Genomic DNA, 17,320 nt, shown 5'->3' with positions numbered 1-17,320 from the left:
ACCGTGGCTGGAAAAATACCTTAGCACCCGTAGGACTTGACAGTACCATTTTCGAGAGTTTCTCATTTTTGTCAAAATTGTAGCTTTATACTGAGTCACGAACAGTTAAAACGTAAAATTTTTCTTTGTATTTAATATCATCTAGATCTTGAATAAATGTCTTAAAATCTCCATTTCGTTGATCGTTCTCTCTAATTAATTTTATCAATACACTTCTTGCATATATACCTGCTAATTCAATTAATTTCAATTGTTCAAATTTTTTATTAAATTTTTTGCCAATGATACTACCCGAGTGAACAACTGCACTTCTCATTTTATAAATTTCTTTTACATTTGTACAAATATCCTTTCTCTTTTTATAATCAGTTTCTAGGAACAAAGCGCAGCGATCTGCAATCCTTTGTGTCAATTCGTTACGATCGTTGAATTTTAAAGCGGATTCTAAAACAGTAACGTAATTAAGGAGTTTGGCTGACAGAAGATTTGTGTCCAAAGCAAGTCCATACCAATATAAACAATCTTTTACTACATCACTTATTTTAAACTCACAGTTTATTTGATTATTATTCGAAAGACTGTTTATTCCATTTTTTACTAAGTACTCATACACTTTTGGATTCAATTTTTGCTGTTGGTTGATATCTTTTTTTCCAGATACATTAGCACATTTTTTCGTGATATTAGTTGAAATTAGTTCATAAATAATTGTTTCTTGTTTATCCGATAGAGATACCGGATTTTTAATACTAATTTTTAAATTTGGAAAATAAAGTTTTAATAAATTAATAGATAAATTAAAATTATCAATAGCCAATTCCTCGGCTTTTGAGAGATCACCTGCTTTAACGTCTGTATATATGCAATGTGATAATACCCAGTTTGAATAATGAGGTCCTAAAACCTCCTGTTGGAGTGAACTACCGCTAATGGATAATTCATCTGGCTTCATTAATTTTAGAGTGCAATCAATTAAGTCATCTAGCTTCATATGTTTTAGAGTGCAATCAATTAACTTAAAAACGGCACGTTCCACAAATATTACATTTTCTAACTGAGCAATAACGCGCCATTCATTATTTGAATTCTCTATAAAATTTGTATAGAACTTTTCAATAGATTCATCGGCTTGGGAGTAATCATTTCGTAATTTATGAAGTAGGTTTAAGAATTCTTTTTCTACATACTTTTCTGAAAAATTACCCTCAAAATCTTGGTAGTAAGTGAGCTTCGTCACAAGATCATTAAAAGAGGTAAATTGATCTATTGTTATGATAATATCATATTGAAAACCAGAGACAGTAAAACCTTTTACGTTTTCTTTTTGATGTCTTTTATTATCCCATATTATCTGCAGAAAATTATCTATCAAAGGTTTAAACTCTTTTATGAATTGGTCTTTTTTGCTCATAATAAGAAATCTTATTTAGAGTATAAATTCTCATGTTTTTCTTTATGACATTTCATTGTCCTTTGTCCTATTTTATGACGTACATCAAGTGAACAAAAATCTGTTTTTGTTGCAAAATTAGTGCCAAAACTGTTTTTCAAATCAGTATATCTAAAGATCTGACAATTTTAATTTATGATTCATAGTTTTTGTCATAAAGCTATGTATTTTTCGGCTTTATAGAAAGATAGTATTATATTCAACGTGTGCATATAATGTGCATAAGGAATGTATATGATACAAGCTAGAGTTAAAATATCAGACAGGACAAACCAGGTTTTGAATATTGTTAAAGCCAAATATAATCTAAAGGATAAGAGTGCAGCTCTTGACTTAGTTGTAGCTCAGTATGAAGAGAAAATACTTGAGCCTCAGTACAGTCCTGAGTTCATAAAGGAAATGCTTGATTCGGAAAATGACGAAGTAATTGGGCCATTTGAAAATGCCAATGAACTAAAAGCATACATCGAAAGCTTGCCTGATGAGGATGAATAAGCTTGTACAAATTATTAATCAAAGGAAAACTTTCAAAAGAGCTGAGAAAGTTAAACAAAAAGAATCATGTCCTATTTGAGGCAGTATTCAAAAAAGCTGATGAAATTTGCATTAATCCTCAGCATTACAAAAATCTCAACTATCCTTTGAATAAGTATAAGCGAGTGCATGTTGATTCTAATTTTGTGCTATGTTTTTCTGTTGATGAAAAAGAGCAAACTGTGACGTTAGTAAAATTGGCCCATCACAAAGATGCTTATTAATTAAAGTGCAAGTTCGTGTAAATTGTTGAACTTTAGTAGCACTTCGGCAGTGTCATGAATTTGCTGTAATAAACGTAATCCTGATGTAAGCATGAATTGGATTCACCTTCATAAACCCTGACACTCACGCCAGAAAGCCCTGAATTTCCTACTTACCTGCCCACAGTAAGTGTCCAGAGGTCTTATGTGTAAATTTAGATAATGTTGATTTTTGTGACAATGTGTTTTTATTTTTAGGGTTTATTTTTGCAATGGACCTCCACATGACGTTCAAAAGGATTTAAATACATTATTGATAATAAGTTGGATTAAATTTTAAGAGTATTTTTGTAAGTATTATTTTCGTGAGTTTATTCAAATTATAAATATAAAAAAACAGGATTTTTTCAAGGTTAATTGATGTCATATCAAAAGTTTGCAAGAGATGTTGGCTTAATAGGCACGGCTCAAGTACTTACAAGCCTGGGTACTTTTTTTCTACTTCCGATAATCACAAAAAGCCTTGGAGCATATTATTATGGCATCTGGGCTCAGATCACTATCACTGTGTCCCTTATTACCCCATTTGCACTTCTGGGCCTTTCAATGGCTCTTGTTAGATTTTTATCTTCTGAAACAGAGATTAACAAAATAAGGGAAGCTGTCTACTCCATTCTTTTTTTCGTAACTATGTCTGGTCTTTTAGTCTCTTTTTTGCTTTATATGTTTGCAGAACCTCTCGCGACATTTGCTTTCAAGGACCTTAGAGCAGCTTATTTCATCAAAGCAGGTTCACTTTTGATTCTCTTGAATGTGCTCGAACCTGTGTCCCTATATTATTTCAGAGTATTTAAACAGATCAAGAAATACTCTTGCCTTACTATTTTTGAGGTGTTTGGAAAACTACTTTTGACTCTTGCTCTTCTTAAAATGGGATACGGGCTTCTTGGTGTCATAGCAGCCACATTAATGGTACAGAGCATGATTATTTTAATCGCTTTTCTAACAATTATATCACAGATTGGATTTGTTATTCCTCGATTTGTTTATATAAGAGAGTACCTGCAATTTTCTTTACCGCTGACCCCAAATGCTCTTATCAGATGGGTTACGGAATCAAGTGATAGATATCTGGTTACCTACTTTCTTGGTCTAAAAATTGTGGGTGTTTATTCGGCAGCCTGTTCCATTGGTAGCCTTACACAGCTTTTTGTAAGTCCCCTTCAGCTTATTCTTCTCCCAGAACTTGCAAAATTGTTTGATGAAAATAAAATTGACAAAGTAATTATTTATATGTCCTATTCTTTGCGATATTTCCTTTTCATTTCCATTCCGGCAGTCTTTGGGCTTTCAGCTCTTGCAAAGCCTTTACTTGGAATATTTACAACTGAAGACTTTCTATCGGGTTGGTTTGTGATTCCTGTTATCGCTTTTTCTGGCCTTATGGCAGGAGTTGTTCAAATTTTTGTCAATACACTGTTAATTGTCAAAAAAACAAAAGCACAAACTAATATCAATATTGCTGCGGCAGTTTCGAACGTATTGCTCAATCTTTTACTAATACCCTCAATAGGTATTGTCGGAGCTGCTCTTTCAACTCTGATCTCATACTTTTTTATGGCAATTCTCTGCACGCATATGTCTTTAAAATATTTTAAACATGAATTCTATTTTCATGATATTGCAAAAAGCATTTTGTCCTCAGTGGCTATGTATCTCTTTGTTTCTTATTTTGAGATTTCAAGCATCCATGAGATTTTTGAGGTAGCAGGAATAGGTGTTTTAATCTATTTATTTGGAATGTTTCTGTTGGGAGGGTTCAACGACCTTGAACTTTCTTTAATGAAAAGATATTTGTTTGGAATCAAGAAAAATCTAGTCAAAATAATTGGAGTTTAAACATTAGACTGTTTAATGTTGAACTCATTCTCTGCCGCATAAAACTAAAATATTGCTATAATTCCCGTAACATGGAAAGAGTTGTGAAAATATTTATGAGATTATGGGATTATGAGATTCTCAAGTACTATATCTACAAAGATACCGTATTTCAATATCAAGATCTGCCAAATCAATCAATAATTCTTTTTTAAACCAGTTATAAAAAACACACGTAATCCTGATGTAAGCATGGCTTGGGTTTACCTTCATAAACCCTGACATTCACGCCAGAAAGCCCTGAATTTTCCACTTACCTGCCCGCAGTAAGTGTCCAGAGGCCTTTCCTTGATCTCAATTGACAGGTTTGCCTCACCATCCCAGCTAAAATGTGCAACTATTCCGTTTCCTTTAAGAACACCGGAATTCCCGGATGAAACTTCAAGTCCATAGCTTTGAAATTTTTTATTTATGCAGGAAAATACTTCAGGAGTTACATTTCTGAATTTAATTCCCTGGCAGCCCTCAGTATCCAGTTTCCTTTCGGCCATACTTAATCACAGAATTTTCTCTATTGAGCCCTGGCACTCTTTAACAAATTCGCTCATTTTCCAAGTTACAGTCTCGTAACTGACAATTAAGGGCTTTTTCTTGATTGTAATGATAAGTTTTGACTCTCCATCCCATTCGAAATCTGCTGCAACTCCCTGGCCTGAAAGCTTTCCTTTGTTGCCAGGAGGGACAAAAATACCCATTTTCTGAAGCTTTTTCTTCATACATTTGAAACTGGCAGGTGAAACGTTATGGAAAGTTATTGAATTATCACTCACAGTCCTGTCCTCCTGACTTACTTATAAGGTTGACATCTGAATACAGCATTCAATAACAAGAATCACTCAGGAGATAAAAATATACTGTTTTTTACTGTTGAAGCGACATCAGACAAGGAGAAAGAAAAAGGAGAAAGAAAAAGGAGATAGAATTACTCCATTGCCATTGCCACGAGTTCTACAATATCAATAACCTCGATATTTCCGCCTGCATCCCTGAGATTTCTCACACAGAGAGGACAGGAAGTGACGATATAATCCATGCCTTCCGGCACATCTTGAAGCCTGTTTCTTGCAAGTTCAAGAGAGATATCAGGATACCCTGTCCGTACCCCGCCTCCGCCGCCGCAGCAACGTGCGTTCTCTTTAATATTCTTCATTTCCTTGAGAGTACAGATTGCCTGAATAACCTTTCTTGGAGCATCATAAACCTTATTATGCCTGCCCAGGTGGCAGGGGTCATGATAGGTAACTGTAAGGTCAAGTTTCTTTAAATTGAGTTCTTCCAGGTGTTCGGCAAGGAATTCAGGGAGACTTATAACCTTAAGTTCCTCGGGGTAGTTGTTCTTGAGCGTTGTATAACAACCGGCACAGCTTGTGATAATTGTGTGTGCCCCTACTTTTCTGATCTGCTCAAGGTTGTGCTTCATTACCTCTTCTGCTTCCTCCCTAAATCCGGTACGCAGGAGTGGAGAAGCACAGCACTGCTCGTCAGGAAGGAGAGTCACTCCAAAACGCTGCAGAATTTCAAAAGTTCTTTTAGCAAACTCCGGATAGCGGTAGGAATCGAAGCAGCCCACAAAATAGACATAATCGGATTTATGAGGAAGTTTGGAAAGTTCTGCTTCGGAGAGCCAGTGTTTACGGCCTCTTGTTTCCCCGAACGAGTTTCCGTATGTCATAATTGCCGATTTCAAGTTTTCCTGGGCGTCAGTTGTGATACCACATTTCACAAGCTGGGCACGGGCAGCTTCCACAACTTCAGGTGGGTTTGCTCCTGCAGGGCATTTGGAAGCACAGATTCCGCATGTTGTACAGGAAGCAAGGCTTGGGAGGACATCTTCGGAAGGGGGCCTCCCTTCGAGCAGGCTTTTGATGATTAGCATCCTGCCTCGTGTGTTGGCAGATTCCCAGCCTACCACGTCAAACACAGGGCAAACCGAGCGGCAGGTCCCGCACTGCACGCATCTATAAACCGACCTGCGGTCAACCTCAAAGGACTGCTTTTCGCTTTCGCTCTCATTCCCGTTTATCCCATTATCGGTTATTTTGATCTCATTATCGGTTATTTTGGTTTTTGCCGGTTTTTTTGCCTGCTCAGTTTCCTTTTTTCCTTCGTTTTTCATGTTCTCACAACCCCAGTTTGCCCGGATTCAGTATACCTTTCGGGTCAAGGACATTTTTGATCGCACGCATTACCTCAAGGGCAGGGCCCCATTGTGCTTTCATGTATTCAGCCCTGGCCGCGCCTATACCATGTTCGGAGCTAACTGTGCCTCCAAGCTCAATCGCTGTCCTGTGAATAAGGTCCGCAGCTTTTTTCAGGCGGTCCCACTCGTCTTTATTCAAGACATCGATGAAAAGGGCAAGGTGCAGGTTTCCGTCCCCTATATGCCCGTATTTCATAGCCGGCAGGTTGAATTTCTCGGCGATTTCCTGTGCTCGTTTTAGCAGTTCCGGGATTTGCTTTATGGGAACTCCCACGTCTTCTCCGACATAGATGCGGCTCTTTGTTGGATCCAGGCGAGAAACAGCAGCCCCTACGAGTTTTCTGGCTGCCCAGATATCTGCCATTTCCTTTTCACTTTCCGCAAGCCTTATGGAAAGAGCCAGGGGGGCACAAACTTTCATTATCTGTTCTGCAGCTTCACGTGCCGAGTTTTCAGTGCCGTCAACCTCGAAAAGAATAACATCGCCTTCTGAAGGAAGCACAAGGTTCGGGTCGTAACGTTTGAGAACCTGTAGAGAAACCCTGTCCAGAATCTCACAGGCCGAGGGAATAACCCCGTTTGAAAAGGTTTTTACAACTGCCTGCCCTGCAATTTCCGCATTTTCAAAGGAAGTAATTACCAGTTTTCGGGTTTTAGGGAGAGGAGCAATCTTAAGCCTGGCTTTTGTGACAATGCCGAGTGTGCCTTCCGAACCTACAATAAGCTGGGTCAAATCATATCCTGCTGCGGATTTCAGCATCTTTGAACCGGTATGAATAACTGTCCCGTCCGCAAGCACCACTTCAAGGTCACGAACGTAGTTTCTGGTAGTACCGTACTTAACACAGCGCATTCCGCTTGCGTTGTAAGCTATCATACCCCCGATAGTACACATGGCTGAGCTGCCAGGATTTGGAGGAAAGAAAAAGCCATAAGGCTTTAGCGCTTCATTTAAAGCATCCTGAATAAGCCCGGGTTCTACCAGAACCTGAATATTATCAATATCGAGTTCAAGAACACGGTTCATGCCCGACATATCCAGCACAATGCCCCCTTTAACAGGGACTGCACCACCTGCAAGTCCGGTGCCTGCTCCCCTTGCAGTCACAGGGATCTCGTTCTCATAGGCAAGCCTGACAATCCGGCTTACTTCGTCTGTACTTTTCGGGCGTACCACGTAATCAGGCATTCCCTTGACCTGGGATGCATCAGAAGAATAACAATAAAGTTCCGAAGGAGAGACAGAAAGTCGTCCACCAACGATTTTTTGAAGTTCTGCAGTTATATCCATTCTAGACCTCAAATTGGAGTTCAAATGTGAAAAATAGAATTTCTGCCACGGCTTGAGACAGACAATGACAGACAAATGAAAGATGAGTTGCAGCAAATAATCAAGATTAATAATATATAAAAATATACCATCCTCCTTTCTTCTGAGGAATATCTTTTTTTCTTCTGAAGAATACCATTCTCCTTCTGAAGAGTTCAAGGGATAAAACGTAAAGCTGAGAACCTTTTAGCTTCAGAAAAGCGGGGAGTAAAAGAAATATTCAGGAAAAAAGTGCAGGACAAACCTTTACATCCTGATAGACATAAGAGGACAAATATGACACGGTACTTTGAGATAGAACAGAGAGACGGAGCAGCAAGGATTGGAAAACTTCTGCTGTCTCCCGAGCTTCATACGCCCTGCATTTTGAATGCGGCAAAACTAGGAAGGCTGGAAAAACCTGGCCCTGTTATTGATGCAGGAAGTTTCTGGGGTGTAAAATCCGATGCAGAGCTAGAAGCACGCGTAAAGCAAATCCGGGAAAAAGCAGGAAAAGGAACTCTTATAATCCTGCCGCATCAAGCGTATCCGCCTTCTATTCCAGTTGAGTCCCTTGAGAAAGTCCAAAAATTTACTGCTTTTAAAGGCGAAAACGTTGAAGATGCAGGCCCGACAGGTTCTCTCCTGAGGATGGGAGAACAGCCTGAAAAAACTGACCTGTATGTAATGGAAGGGGCAGGTACCCTGGAAAACAATGCACGAAGATTTCTCGAGACTGTAATAGAGTTTAGAAACCATATTCCCCCTGATACAGCTCTTTATGCCCCAAACCTGGCGCTTCCTGAAAATATAGCTATGCTGGTCTACCTCGGAGTTGATGTCCTGGACGATACCAGAGCAGAAATTGCAGCTTATTCTGATATTTACCTGACAGCAGCAGGCAGCTTTTATCTTGACTCCCTGACAGAGTTTCCCTGCAGGTGCAGGGTATGTGCCGAAAGTACACCTGCAGATCTCAGGAAGCTTCCGAAGATAGAGAGAGCAAAATTCCTTTCAGCTCACAATAAGAATGCTCTCGAAGCCGAACTTTCCCTTGTGCGGGAAAGAATAAGGACCGGAACATTGAGAGAATATGTTGAAGGCCAGTGCAGAGTCAGGCCCTGGCTCACAGCCCTGTTAAGACTTGGAGATTTTGAGTATTCCTACCTTGAAGAAAGAATTCCTGCTTTCCGGCAAAACCAGTTGCTTGCAGATACCTCGGAGGCTCTATCTCGAGTCGAAGTGGTGCGGTTTGCACGGCGTATACAGGAGAAGTATACACCTCCGGACCTTGAGATCCTCGTACTTTTACCATGCGCGGCCAGAAAACCTTACTCAATTTCCCAATCCCATCAGAAATTTATTCTGGCCCTAGGAAAATACCGGAAATTCGTCCATGAAGTGATTTTAACCTCGCCTCTTGGAATAGTACCCAGAGAACTGGAATTAACATACCCAGCAGCCCATTATGACACTGCGGTTACAGGGCACTGGGACGAAGAAGAAAAAGCCTGGGTTTCCGGCTGCCTTGAGGCTTATCTCTCAAAATACAGATACAAGGCCATAGTCGCCCATGTAGAAGGGGCATACAGAGAAATCTGTGAACGATCGGCAGGTAAGCTCGGGATTGAAATAACCTATACTGCCACAGGAAGCCTTGTATCTATGGAGGCTCTTTCAAACCTCAAGAAGACCGTTGAGTCTATCTGCACATCCGAAAGTTTCAGCAGGAAAAGCCTGAACGCGGAAGAAGACAAAAAGAATTTCATGAGAGCTATTGCAGAATATCAGTTCGGAGAAGGTGCTGCATTTCTTTTCTCTGAAGAAACCGGAAAGCTTGCAGTTAAAGGCCGATTCCCCAAGTATCAGCTCTTTTCTGGAAAAAAACAACTCGCAACCCTGGTTCCGCAATACGGAATGCTTGCTCTTTCCCTCGAAGGGGCTGAACTCGTGCTAAAAAACAAGAAATACCTGGTAAAAATTGATGATTTTCTACCACGCGGTTCCATCCTTGCCCCAGGAGTTATTGAAGCCGATCCGGGAATAAGGCCTAATGATGAGGTAATTGTGCTCGGGAAAAAAGCGCTCTGTGTAGGGCGAGCTATGATGAGCGGAGAAGAAATGGTGAAATCCAGTAGAGGAGTTGCAGTGGATGTCAGGCATATCAAGAAACTCTGAGCTTATACATGGACCTCTAAATCAGTTATATTGAAATAAGTTATATTGAAATAAGTTATATTGAAATCGGTTATATTGAAATCGGTTATATTGAAATCGGTTATATTGAAATCGGTTATATTGAAATCGGTTATATGAAAACCAGCTATATGAAAACCAGCTATACTGAAATAAGTTCATGAAATCTGAACTTTATGGCTTCAAAATGACTTCAGAAGAACTTTGGGAGGAAATTAGAAGAAACTTTTCCTCTCGAAGAAATAATAAAATGGCAGGAATATATTAGATATTATGATAAGGCGTTTTGTACCTGAGGACTTTCAAGAAGTAGTTGAAATTGAAAGTGAGGCCTTTTCGGAGCACAACTCCCTCCTGTACATGAGCTTTTATGAAACCGTCGGGGATGGTTTTCTTGTCGCAGAACAAGATGGAAAAGTCGTGGGGTATGTAGTAGGCTACCGTTCCGGAGAAAACGAAGGGCACATTTTTTCTGTCGGTGTCAAAGAAGAATATCGGGGAAGAAGAATAGGCACATCACTAATTCATGCTATCTGTGATATATTTGTTGCAAACGGTCTTCGATACGCAAGGCTCGAAGTAAGAAACAGTAACGAAGGAGCGCAAAAATTATATAAGTCCATAGGATTTGTATCCTGCTGGACCGAAAAAAAATATTATGCAGATGGAGAGGACGGGATGGTGATGAAGATGCACCTTCACCCTTATCGTCTCCTAATTTCAAAACAAAAATACCTGGAATCTATAATTTCAGATAACGAATTCTTTGTCACCTTCAGGGGCCCTATCAGTTATTACCCATGAGCTTGATGACGGAATTCAGTGAATCCCTCATATGAGCTGGTGTTTCTTCAAAGATAGGATCGTCCCGGGACATGAGAGTTGCAAGTTCGCCTCCTAAAATAAAAATTGCGCGCTTGTGATCTGCCTTGCTCCGGTGAATGTGTACAGGGCTTATGGATAAAGCCTTGTAATCATCGAATTCGTGCGTTACCCCGTGCCTTTCGAAATATCTCTTCATTTGGGCCATATACGTGTGTAGTTGTATTAGCTCTTCCTTGTGCATAGCGAACAGACCTACAATTTTACAAGATCAATTTAATGTTATCTTGAATCGGATAAAAGAATTATCCGAGGAAATGAACTTCCTAGTTTTAAATGATAAACTTTTCCATATAATGTATATGATAAATAATGAAGGATTATGGCAGAAAGTGTGAAGTTTAGCACTATGGTGTGAAAAAATACCAAATCGTGGTGATCCTCTAGACCCTATACATAAACTTCTGGACCTTATATATAAATATTACACATAAGATGACAGTCCAGATGGAGTTGACTTTAGAAAAAGATGGAAAGTATAGGAATGTATTTTTTAGAAAAATGAGATCATGAAATGTAAGAACTTATGGAAAAAAAACAGATTTTAGAAAATAAAACCCCAGAATTAAGAAAAAAAACAAAAAAGAAGTAAAAACTTGAAAAAATGAAAGATAAGCTGGAAAAAGAAAAAAGAATAGGGAAGAGTGAAGATTGAAAAAAGAGTAGTTTAAAAGGATGGAAATTAGGATAATAGAAGTAAAAAGGAAGGAAAAATGAAAAAAGGAAGCAATAAGGAATGAAAAGTGAAAAAAGAAGTAATAAGGAATAGGAAATGAAAAAATGAAGAAATAAGGAATGAAAATAGAAAAAAGGAAGTAATAAGGAATAGAAATTGAAAAAAGGAAGTAAAAAAGAATAAATATTGAGAGAAGTAAAGGTCTCTCAAAGCATGCTTGCGGTTAAAACTTCCATATCAGCAGGAACCTTGGCTATATTCCCTATCTTTACACCTATAAGGTTCTTAATTGCATTACTTGAGGCAATATCAACGAGTCTCTGAGTAATTACGCCATCAAAAACTACGCTCTGGATATTTTCTTTATAGGTTTTCAGCCTGCTCGCAAGGTCCCGCACCGCAATCTCTTCTATTACCTTGTCCTGAGAGTCAAGAATTCTGGCTGTTAAAGTTCCTTTCAGAGCCTCGACATGAGGCCTGAACCTGAGGGCTTCAGGAGAAACAGGGACTGGCTTTACTGGAGCAGGTGAGACCCTGACCGCCTCACCTCCAGGAACTTTGACGGCTGCCGGGATCTTATCGGCAGGCTTTTCTCTGGAAACTCTGACAGCAGAAGGAACTACCCTTGCTGAAATCTGAGGTTTTGCGATGATAGGTCTTGTTTTGACTTTTTCTGCAGTCACAGGAACTATTCCCGAGACTTTTTCAGCAGTTTTTTCAGAAATCTTTTCAAAAGCTTTTACAGATTCTGTTTCTTTCGTTTCTTCTTCCGGGAATTCCTCCCCGTAAAGGTCTGGCTTTGAAGAGACCCTGTGAACTTTAACACGCTTGTGCAACTTCTTTTCGGCAATCCTGGGAGCAATTTCAGGTGTCCTTATCTTTCTTTTGGAGCCCCTCTCCACTCTGCAGGCACTATCTTCGCCTTCCCTCTCCTGGATTCCGTATTTCTCGATGATCTGCTCTACAGGAACCTTCCGACGAAGAGCTCGTATAACTTCTTTCTGGACAAGGTCCTCTACACATTTTCCATCGGGGGCACGGGCAACATAGTCGATGTCTGCCACCTGGAGGAGCTCACGTATTATGAGTTCTCCTCCGCGGTCTCCGTCAGTAAACGCTGTTACCGTTTTCTTTTTAGTAAGCTCTGCAACTTCCGGAGGAATATTTGTTCCTCCTACACAGATGGTGTTCTTTATACCATAGCGGAGCAGGTTTAGAATGTCAGCCCTTCCCTCGAGAATAATAATGGCATCTGAATTAAGTACATTCGGCCCACAGGGAATTCTGGATTTTCCGTAGTAAGTGAGTTCATCGACTCTTACGGACTGTCGTACTTCGTCGGCCAGTTCCTGGGATTCAGGCACGGTCTCATCAAACATTTTGGTAAAAATGAGTTTTGCCCTTTCAATAATCTTCTTTCGCTTTACAGCTCTTACGTCTTCTACTTGGAAAACCTCGATTTTTGCGCTACATGGCCCCACTCTGTCAATGGTCTCAAGCGACGCGGCAAGAATTGAGGTTTCGACCTTATCAAGGCTTGAGGGAACAAAGATATTTCCTTTAGTCTTTCCTCCTTTAGCCGTAACCATTACCTCGATCCTGCCAATCCGGCCAGTTTTTTGCAGGTCACGGAGATCAAGATCAGCCCCGAGTAATCCCTCAGTTTGCCCAAAGATCGCACCTACGATATCAGGACGTTCAATTACCCCATCAGCATTAATTTTAGAATGAATGATGTATTTTGTAGTATCCGTATTTTGCATGTGAATTCTCCTCATATATTGTGAATGATTTATCGTGATAGATTTATTAAATTAAACACACTAGGAAGTTAATTCCCAACAATTGTAATTAATTACATTTGTGAATTAGATCCGTCGAGTTTTCTGATAACATAAACTATTCTCTAGACTCCGAAAACTCGTAAAGCCCTGAAAATGCAAAAATAGTAAAAAAATCAGATTTCATCTCGGATCAGGGACAAAACACCCTTGAAGGGGCAGATTTAAGAATTAACTATAAATGTAGCCGGAAAGCTAGTTCCGAACCTGCCTTGAGTTTCCATTGTACTTATGCCAGGAGACATAATTCGGTAGAGTGCCAGAAATTTACGCTATTAAGTGGAAGCTCTTACCTTATGAGAACCTGCTATAATCCCAGACCTGAGTTAACCTGTCTTAAGGCTCTCTAGATCTAGAATCTCTTAACTTTCAATTGAACAGACAATAATACCTGCGTTGTTTCTGAGACTTTCCAATATCTGTTCGAAAGCCTTTTCCCTAACATAAGTTCTTATTATGACCCTGAGATAAACTTCAGGACCGAAAGCCAAAAAAAAGTGTTCACATTTCAATTAGCCTGATAACTATGATTTTCAATAAATACCCTTAAAAACGGGTAATCCGGGCATGAAGCCGATATGTGCAGACGCCCTATCCCGTGATTTAGGGGCTCTGTAGTGATAACTGGTAAGCGGTAAGTGAAATGTATATCAGGTTTATCGAGAACACTTTTTGACTTTTACTTCATGGGTGATGAGATATGAATTTCAGTTTTACGTTGAATGGTATTTTAACCCTGAGTGATAATGTAGTGAATCTGAAGTTTTTATTAATTTGCATATGGATTAGTTACATTGGATTATCTTTACGAATTTAGCAATGGTGAATAGGTGAAGTTGTTAATCAATGATATGATCTGACAGAACAGTTCCCTTCTGCTTTTAAAGGAGTCTCGGCAAATGAGGAAACCTGTACGTCATATGTTTTAAATTCATGTATTTAATGCCGGCAGGCTTTAAGAACTTTGTGGTTATTTAAAGAGTTTTATCAAATCAAAGTAATTTTTCATGTCTGATGTCTTGAAGATAAGATACTTTCAAAACAACTTCAGAAGAAGTCTTTCAGAACGGGTCATAAGAAATTTAGAAAATGTAAAAAATAATAGAGTCGAAAATTTAGAAAAGTATATATAAAAAAAAAGACTTGTAAAAAATTGAACGGGCGAGGCATAGAAACTTTTTTATGTACTAACCCCCCACTCCCAAACTCGCTCGTTCAGCCACCCCTGAAGATTATAAGTCCTTTTCACGCTTTTTCCGGATTATGTAAAGACCCATTTTCATGTGGGAAGAGCAGATGATTTTCAAGTAATCTGCCTTTCAAAAAATGCCTGATCAAATAACCTTGATGAATCGTTTTAAGAATTCTCCACTCGTTAACCTGAAAGCTTTTTGGGCACTTAAATTATAATAGGCGGGAAACACAATTACTGAGAGCATGGGAAGCGATTTTGGCACAGAAAGCGTTGTAGATGAAATACAGAAAGCAGTCAGAGCCGATGGAAAATTTCAGGGAGCAGTATCCGCACAGAATCTCGAAAAAAAAGACCCCGTAAAAGTGGTTATTATAGGAGGGGGAGCCTGTGGAATGGCGGTTGCTACCAAAATTCGAAGACAGAGCGATTTTGAGATTACCGTAATTTCAAGAGATTCCCATACTGCTTACAGCCACTGCGGAATCCCTTTTGTTCTGAGCCGGGAAATCGAGAGTTTTGAAAAATTAATAGTGAAGCCCACGGATTTTTTCAAAAGAAATCGAATAGATGTCAGGCTAAACGAGTGTGTCAGTTCAATAGACCTCGATTTAAAAGTTGTTCGGACAGGAGAAGGGACTTATCCTTTTGACAAACTTGTTATCGCTACAGGTAGCCTTCCATTTATACCTCTAACAGGCAGCACAAATGTTCTCCCTTATGGTGTTTTTACTCTAAGGACCCTTGACGATGGAGTACTTTTTGAAAAAGCCCTGGAAACTGTTGAGAGAGTTTGCATAATAGGCGCAGGAACAATAGGAATAGAGTGTTCAGCGGCACTTTCAAAAAGAGGAATTAAAACCTCCCTTATAAGCCGAAGTAAAAATCTGCTTTCCAGACAACTGGACCCTGACATTTCCGAAATCATAAAAGAACATCTGGAAAGTCTCGGGATTGAGGTCATTTTCGGGGAACTTGCTGTTTATCCTGAAAATTTCTGGAAAGAAAAAACGCTATATGTAGGAGATAGTCAGCTTTCTGCAGATCTTGTACTTCTTGCGAGTGGAGTTAGACCTGAGATATCCCTTGCCCTGGAGGCCGGTATCGAAATAGGGAAAGCAGGAGGAATAATTGTAAATGAAATGCTCCAGGTTAAGGCAGGAGAAGAATTTCTTCCCTATGTATATGCAGGCGGGGAATGTGTGGAAGTAATAGATCTTATAACAGGGGAAGCAAAATTAAGTCAACTGGGAACGACAGCCCGGCATATGGCCGACATAATCGGCAATAATCTCACAGGAAAACGTACTCCTCTCGGACCACTTACCAACCCCTGGGTAGCCGTGGCAGGAGAGTTACAATTCGGCGGAGTTGGCATTACCTCAAAAGAGGCTGAAAGCCATGGAATAAAAATAAACACAGGATTTTCACGGGGGCGTACTAGAGCTTCCTATTATCCGGGCCGTAAAGACCTGTACATTAAACTCCTATTCAAAGACGATATTCTGGTAGGTGCACAGCTTGCCGGAGGAGAGGGAATAAAAGAAAGGATTGATGCTCTTTCCCTGGCAATCCGAAAGAAAGCTACCATTAGAGACCTTCTTGACCTGGAGACTTGCTATGCACCACCGGTCTCTATGCTTGTGGATCCTCTCAGACCAGCTGTAAAAACTGCAATCCGAAATATAAAGGAAAAGGAAGGAAAGCAAATAGAAACACAGTGAATGGAAGCGAAGAAAATAGAAGCAACATAAATGGAAGCAAAGCAAATAGAAATCAGTAGGATAACGTAAGATGGAATCAGGAAAATGTGGGGGAAGCAAATGTTAGAGATCGACGGCTCTTATGGTGAAGGGGGAGGGCAGTTGGTCAGAACGGCTGTTGCCCTTTCCGCAGTTACCGGAAATGGGATAAGGATTACTAATATCAGGAAAAACAGACCAAATCCAGGCCTGAAACAGCAGCATTTAAAGGCGCTGGAAACTGCAGCCAGTATATGTAGAGCTCAGACATCTGGACTTTTTCCAGGCTCTACTGAAATTTTGTTTGTTCCAGTGGAAATAGGGGGGGGTAAGTATGATATTGATATCGGGACTGCAGGAAGCATAACCCTGCTCCTCCAGTGCATTATGCCTGCCCTACCGTTTGCAAAAAAGAAGGTCGAGCTCACTATAAAAGGGGGAACCGACGTTGCCTGGTCTCCAACAATAGACTACCTGCAGAATGTAACCTTCAGGGCTCTGAAACAACTTGGATATTCAGGCAGCTTAACTCTGAAAGAACACGGTTACTACCCAAAAGGAGGAGGAAAAGTTTCAGCTTATTTTAAGCCGTGCAGGTTGCGAGGATTTAATTTTTTAAAAGAAGAGGAAGAAATCAAGGGGATTTCTCACGCTTCGAATCTTCCGGCTCATGTACCTTTACGCCAGGCCGAAGCTGCCAGTACGAGATTAATGGAAGCCGGATATACATCTCAAATTGAAACTCAATCCTTTGAAGCTTTTTCCACCGGAAGCGGGATAACCCTCTGGACAGGCTATATAGGTGGGAGTGCCCTTGGGGAAAGAGGGCTTCCCGCAGAAAAAGTAGGCAAATATGCCGCAGACGAAATTATTCCTGAACTTAGATCAGGAGCCTCGGTGGACACACATCTGGCAGACCAGCTAATACCGTACATGGCTCTTGCAGGAAATTGTTCTTACACTGTCCGTGAACTCTCTCTTCATACTACGACAAATATCTGGATTACTGAACAGTTTCTGAATGTCAAATTCAGGATAGAAAAAAAAGAAGGCTTTTTAGAAGTGTCCGTGAATTGAAAGAAGAGAGAAAGAGAAAGAAAAGAAAAAAGAAAAGAACGAAAAGAAAAGTAACACAAATAACTTGCTGGAAATTTAAA

The 17,320-nt window shown here is 39.9% G+C and carries 14 protein-coding genes; 7 read left to right on the top strand and 7 right to left on the bottom strand.

The window, feature by feature from the left end; genetic code table 11:
- Nucleotides 1-85: 85 nt before the first annotated feature.
- The gene (locus MSVAZ_RS00350) at nt 86-1,411 is read right to left on the bottom strand and encodes a HEPN domain-containing protein (protein WP_048116636.1); all 1,326 of its coding nucleotides are present in this window, start codon (nt 1,409-1,411) and stop codon (nt 86-88) included.
- A gap of 273 nt (nt 1,412-1,684) precedes the next feature.
- On the opposite strand from MSVAZ_RS00350, the gene MSVAZ_RS00345 reads away from it, so the two are divergent.
- From MSVAZ_RS00345 to MSVAZ_RS00335, 3 genes are all read left to right on the top strand, one after another.
- Nucleotides 1,685-1,945: a DUF2683 family protein gene (locus tag MSVAZ_RS00345; protein ID WP_048116633.1), complete on the top strand. Its 261-nt coding sequence runs from the start codon at nt 1,685-1,687 to the stop codon at nt 1,943-1,945.
- 2 nt (nt 1,946-1,947) lie between these two features.
- On the top strand, nt 1,948-2,208 hold the full coding sequence (locus MSVAZ_RS00340; protein WP_048116630.1) for a type II toxin-antitoxin system RelE family toxin: 261 nt from the start codon (nt 1,948-1,950) through the stop codon (nt 2,206-2,208).
- Nucleotides 2,209-2,607: 399 nt separating this feature from the next.
- Nucleotides 2,608-4,086: a flippase gene (locus tag MSVAZ_RS00335; protein ID WP_048116627.1), complete on the top strand. Its 1,479-nt coding sequence runs from the start codon at nt 2,608-2,610 to the stop codon at nt 4,084-4,086.
- A gap of 248 nt (nt 4,087-4,334) precedes the next feature.
- Here the strand turns inward: MSVAZ_RS00335 and MSVAZ_RS00330 are convergent, their stop codons facing one another.
- The 4 genes from MSVAZ_RS00330 to MSVAZ_RS00315 form a co-directional block, all read right to left on the bottom strand.
- Nucleotides 4,335-4,616 (bottom strand): hypothetical protein, encoded by a 282-nt coding sequence (locus tag MSVAZ_RS00330; RefSeq protein ID WP_048116624.1) that lies wholly within the window; start codon nt 4,614-4,616, stop codon nt 4,335-4,337.
- A 6-nt stretch (nt 4,617-4,622) separates the two neighbouring features.
- Complete coding sequence (locus MSVAZ_RS00325; RefSeq protein WP_232316159.1) at nt 4,623-4,895, bottom strand: hypothetical protein; 273 nt, start codon at nt 4,893-4,895, stop codon at nt 4,623-4,625.
- 152 nt (nt 4,896-5,047) lie between these two features.
- Nucleotides 5,048-6,241, bottom strand: coding sequence for a (Fe-S)-binding protein (locus MSVAZ_RS00320; protein ID WP_084626034.1), 1,194 nt, complete (start codon nt 6,239-6,241; stop codon nt 5,048-5,050).
- Between the two features lie 4 nt (nt 6,242-6,245).
- A complete protein-coding gene (locus MSVAZ_RS00315) occupies nt 6,246-7,616 on the bottom strand; it encodes an FAD-binding oxidoreductase (protein WP_048123441.1) in 1,371 nt (456 codons plus the stop codon).
- A gap of 315 nt (nt 7,617-7,931) precedes the next feature.
- On the opposite strand from MSVAZ_RS00315, the gene arcS reads away from it, so the two are divergent.
- Nucleotides 7,932-9,812 carry an archaeosine synthase subunit alpha gene (arcS, locus tag MSVAZ_RS00310; protein ID WP_048116622.1) on the top strand — a complete coding sequence of 627 codons (1,881 nt, stop codon included), beginning with the start codon at nt 7,932-7,934 and terminating at the stop codon, nt 9,810-9,812.
- Between the two features lie 291 nt (nt 9,813-10,103).
- Nucleotides 10,104-10,634, top strand: coding sequence for a ribosomal protein S18-alanine N-acetyltransferase (gene rimI, locus MSVAZ_RS00305; RefSeq protein ID WP_048116619.1), 531 nt, complete (start codon nt 10,104-10,106; stop codon nt 10,632-10,634).
- On the opposite strand, the gene MSVAZ_RS00300 is transcribed toward rimI, so the two are convergent.
- Both MSVAZ_RS00300 and dnaG read right to left on the bottom strand, forming a co-directional pair.
- Nucleotides 10,618-10,896, bottom strand: coding sequence for a UPF0058 family protein (locus tag MSVAZ_RS00300; RefSeq protein WP_011305979.1), 279 nt, complete (start codon nt 10,894-10,896; stop codon nt 10,618-10,620). The genes rimI and MSVAZ_RS00300 overlap by 17 nt on opposite strands.
- 698 nt (nt 10,897-11,594) lie before the next feature.
- Complete coding sequence (gene dnaG, locus MSVAZ_RS00295; protein ID WP_048116614.1) at nt 11,595-13,151, bottom strand: DNA primase DnaG; 1,557 nt, start codon at nt 13,149-13,151, stop codon at nt 11,595-11,597.
- A 1,515-nt stretch (nt 13,152-14,666) separates the two neighbouring features.
- Here dnaG and MSVAZ_RS00290 point away from each other — a divergent pair.
- Both MSVAZ_RS00290 and rtcA read left to right on the top strand, forming a co-directional pair.
- Nucleotides 14,667-16,145, top strand: a complete 1,479-nt coding sequence (locus MSVAZ_RS00290; protein WP_048116611.1) for an NAD(P)/FAD-dependent oxidoreductase — start codon at nt 14,667-14,669, stop codon at nt 16,143-16,145.
- A gap of 99 nt (nt 16,146-16,244) precedes the next feature.
- Nucleotides 16,245-17,240: an RNA 3'-terminal phosphate cyclase gene (gene rtcA, locus MSVAZ_RS00285; RefSeq protein ID WP_048116609.1), complete on the top strand. Its 996-nt coding sequence runs from the start codon at nt 16,245-16,247 to the stop codon at nt 17,238-17,240.
- Nucleotides 17,241-17,320: the final 80 nt, after the last annotated feature.

This window comes from Methanosarcina vacuolata Z-761 (assembly GCF_000969905.1).
Taxonomy (GTDB): domain Archaea; phylum Halobacteriota; class Methanosarcinia; order Methanosarcinales; family Methanosarcinaceae; genus Methanosarcina; species Methanosarcina vacuolata.
This window is presented reverse-complemented; position numbering and strand designations above follow the sequence as displayed.